At 49.3% G+C, this 3,666-nt stretch carries 4 protein-coding genes; all 4 read left to right on the plus strand.

Annotation, left to right across the window (positions count from 1 at the left end; genetic code table 11):
- Positions 1-322: 322 nt before the first annotated feature.
- On the plus strand, positions 323-589 hold the full coding sequence (locus N5A93_RS19295; RefSeq protein ID WP_268956724.1) for a hypothetical protein: 267 nt from the start codon (positions 323-325) through the stop codon (positions 587-589).
- A gap of 162 nt (positions 590-751) precedes the next feature.
- A complete protein-coding gene (locus N5A93_RS19300; protein WP_268956725.1) occupies positions 752-1,615 on the plus strand; it encodes a phosphoribosyltransferase-like protein in 864 nt (287 codons plus the stop codon).
- A gap of 1 nt (position 1,616) precedes the next feature.
- A complete protein-coding gene (locus tag N5A93_RS19305; protein ID WP_268956726.1) occupies positions 1,617-1,961 on the plus strand; it encodes a hypothetical protein in 345 nt (114 codons plus the stop codon).
- A gap of 234 nt (positions 1,962-2,195) precedes the next feature.
- On the plus strand, positions 2,196-3,239 hold the full coding sequence (locus N5A93_RS19310; protein ID WP_268956727.1) for a retron St85 family RNA-directed DNA polymerase: 1,044 nt from the start codon (positions 2,196-2,198) through the stop codon (positions 3,237-3,239).
- Positions 3,240-3,666 lie beyond the last annotated feature (427 nt).

Genomic DNA, 3,666 nt, shown 5'->3' on the forward strand with positions numbered 1-3,666 from the left:
CGCCACGAAACTGAAACCGCATAATCTCAATCAAGGATGGGCCAGAGCCTCCAATCCGAAAACCGCTCAAGCGTCCCAAATTATCTGACGACGTACAATCTGGGATTGCTGCGGCCGAAAGAGTGTGCGTAGTGCCCCAGTCTTGCGCAGCCGCCGGGGCCCACCCCCGGCAGCGCCAACCAATCTGACCTTGAAATCGCGGCCGTGTCGTCGGTTCAGGGCGCGCTTTACCCAAGCAAAACAATTGGAAAGCACTCCGTGCATATTGGCGACGCCGTTCCAGATGTGTAAGGTTCGACTTGAACCAAGACGAGGCCTGCCAATGGAACCTGAACCGAATCTGGTCATCTCGAGCGCTTCACAACGGGTCGTTGTCGAAAACGTCCCGTTCAAGGTGGACATCTACAAGCTGGAAGGCGGCGAAGGCTGGTCGCTCGAAGTGGTGACCGAGGACGGAACGTCAATCGTGTGGGACGATCTGTTCGACGATGACGGCGCTGCATTTGACGAAGCACTGGCGACCATCAAGAAGGAAGGCCCGGTTGCATTCGTCAGGGGTGATGAAAACGTCATTCCGTTCCGTCGGTAGGTTCGGCGTGATCGGCGTATACCGGTCATTGACCAAGACCTACAACGCTGCACTGCAGCTTCATCAATGCGGACCTTGGTCTTGACCCGCAGCAATTTGGCCACTCTACGGACCTGACGTGGCAGTAGATTTGTTGTAAATTGCTGATACAATATTCCCATGATGGATCAAGAAATTCCCCGTTCGAACGAGCATATGTCCCGCGACGTCTTCGCGACACTTTTTAATTTGACCAATAAGCAACCTTGGCTGGTTCGCCGTTCCCGCGAACTTTTTGACACCGTAGGTCTTTGCACGACAGAATCCGAAAGAGAGCTTTTGATCGATCTAATTTCGAGATTTCACTTCAGATCAGTTCAGAACCACTTGGACGACCTAAGAGCGCTGGCAGCTAAAATTACAAATGATTGGAAATGTTTGCCGGAAAATACGATCTTGGTAGCACTTGAGGACCGGGAGCTCGCCGACAGCTCCGCGATGTTGGTTCAGCAGCTAAAGGGGCCTCTCGCGGAACTTGGTGCTTGGAAGACTGGAAATTTTATCAGTCAGCTTGGCGAGGTAGTCCGAAGAACTAAGAACGGATCAATCGTTGTGTTTGTTGACGACTTCTGCGGCAGCGGTGAATCAATCTACAAGAAGGTGGTCTGGCTAAGGAATGAGCTAATAAGCGCGGGAAAAACGGCGACCATCCGTGTCGCTGTCGGTTCGTCAATGGAGCAGAGTAAAGATATTATTCTACCTGTGGTCGATGATTTCTACTCGGTACATTGGTTAGCAAAAGGCTTGAATGACTACTTTCGGGATACGGAGTTGACCGAGGCAGTCGCAACAATGCGCGGTATTGAAGACAAGCTTGGTGAGCGTCATGGGAAAAAGAAGTTAAGTGACTACAGTTTTGGTTGGAAACAGTCAGAGGCTCTCTTTTACTTGGAAGGTGGAAACCCTCCCAACAATAATTTTCCAGTGTTCTGGTGGCCAAAGCTAAGGCCTGCCCGAGACCGCGCAACGCTGCTTCCTAGGGTCTAAAATGTTTCCGAGCCACGAACGCGAAGTTATCTTAGCCCTTTTTCAAGCAAACGACTGGTTTGATCTTTACGCGTTACATGAAGAATTGTTGCTTTCACCTGCACAGATCGCCTCTGCCGTAATGCGACTTCAAGCGGACGGACTGTGTGAAGCGGACGGAATGAAAGCAAAGCTAAACAACGATGGTGTCAGGTGGGTGCTGAAGAACCGTCGGGAGATTTTCTTACGAAGTGGTCGAAAATGGTCAGTCTCACCCTTGGTTGACCACCCTAAAATTGACATTGGCGAACCGTACATGCCTCGATTGAAGTCAATCGATAAGGATTTTTTTCGTAAATTGGATTGATGGTCTCAATCACTATGCTACGCTGTCGTCGAAGAGGAACCGATCAATAGCACTTCGAGGCGTACTCGCATCGGTGACTGAGGCCTGCGTTAACGATTCCTCCTACTTTCAGTAGGAGGAGACGTTCTTGCAGAACATCTCCTAGTTCATAAAGAACTAGGAATAACTGTCTGATTCTTTTGGGCAAGTATCTGACAATTATATTTAGGTATTGAGGTTCCTCTTCGTTTCATGATGGAAAACCAGACAAACCTTCAAGATTGGCAAAACTTCTTTGACGAACGTGTTCGAGGTAGACGCGATTTGGTGTTGGGTTATATCAAATATATCGCAAAGCTTGAGAAGGCGAGACTTCCACCCATTTTCGAACTGCGCCATTTGGCAGGACTGATTGGTGTTGATGAGGCAGTGATAGTTCGTATTGCGCAAACACCTGAGACATTTTACCGAAATTTCGAAATACCTAAGCGACTAGGCGGCACTCGAACAATCTCCGTACCATCTCCCACCGCTCTGACGATTCAAAGATGGATTCTGACGGAAATCTTGTCAAAATTGGATATTCACAGCCGATCCTTTGGTTTTGTGCCCAAACGGTCAGTCGTTGACAACGCACGCGAACACTTGGGGCAAAAAGTACACCTAAAACTTGACCTCAAAGATTTTTTTCCATCAATCAAGTTCAATCGAGTCATGAAAGTATTTCTTAGCGCAGGTTATCCTGTCTCGATTGCATACTTTTTGGCACGAATGTGCTGCGTCAACAAAAGTTTACCGCAAGGCGCGGCCACTAGTCCTACTCTCAGTAATCTTGTTGCGAGAAGGTTGGATATTGGACTTGCAGCTTATTCGAGTGAAAGAGATCTGACTTACACGAGATATGCTGATGACTTGACTTTCTCCGGCGACAAGATCAGCAGTACTGAGATTTCACAAATTTCTTATATCATTAACCAGCAAGGTTTTTATTTAAATGAAAAGAAGACGCTGCTTCTTGGTGAGAAGTCCAAGAAGATTATCACAGGAGTTTCAATCACATCTGGAAAGCTGGCTCTTCCTAGGCGTACGGTGCGTGAGATCAAACTTGAAACCTATCACCTAATTAAGCACGGATACTTCGTGCATTCTAAGGCTAAAGGAAAGTTTGATCCCTTGTTAATGGAGCGACTCCGGGGCAGAATTGGATTTTGGCTCCAGATCGATCCAGAGAACGTGACTGCAAAACGCTTGCAAGCCCAATTGGCGCAGTATGTGGCTGAATTTGATGCAAGCCTATGACGCTTGTCAATAGCAGTGATCGCTTTTGTAGAGTTGAGCCTATTGCTTTTGACGCTGCGGCGAATGTCTCCTCCCCGCCCGGCCTGCGGGATTCTTGCGTTAGCGAGCCAGCTCCATAAGCATCTGACGAAGGACGGCACGAAGCCTGCGATCGTTCAAGCCTCGTGTATCGTGGCCCTCCAGCACATCGGCCATCGCCTCAAGCATAACTCGTGGTGTGCGATTTCCGAACCCCCATCTTCGCACTCCATCCCGCCCGTCGCACTTCGCCATCGTGGCCGCAATCAGCCGCTACTGTCCAGCGGCCTCACGGACCCCACGGAGGCTTTCGGTAATCCCCCCATTTTTGATGGGGTTCAGCCGTAGAATTCAGGCGGCTGTTTTCAGCTTCATGGCGGGTGTCATGCCGCCGATGGCCATGTTGGGG

It is taken from the genome of Roseovarius salincola (assembly GCF_026891095.1).
Taxonomy (GTDB): domain Bacteria; phylum Pseudomonadota; class Alphaproteobacteria; order Rhodobacterales; family Rhodobacteraceae; genus Roseovarius; species Roseovarius salincola.

Coding starts and splice junctions, on each gene's coding strand:
- N5A93_RS19295 (WP_268956724.1), top strand. CDS start 323: ATGGAACCTGAACCGAATCTGGTCATCTCGAGCGCTTCACAACGGGTC.
- N5A93_RS19300 (WP_268956725.1), top strand. CDS start 752: ATGGATCAAGAAATTCCCCGTTCGAACGAGCATATGTCCCGCGACGTC.
- N5A93_RS19305 (WP_268956726.1), top strand. CDS start 1,617: ATGTTTCCGAGCCACGAACGCGAAGTTATCTTAGCCCTTTTTCAAGCA.
- N5A93_RS19310 (WP_268956727.1), top strand. CDS start 2,196: ATGGAAAACCAGACAAACCTTCAAGATTGGCAAAACTTCTTTGACGAA.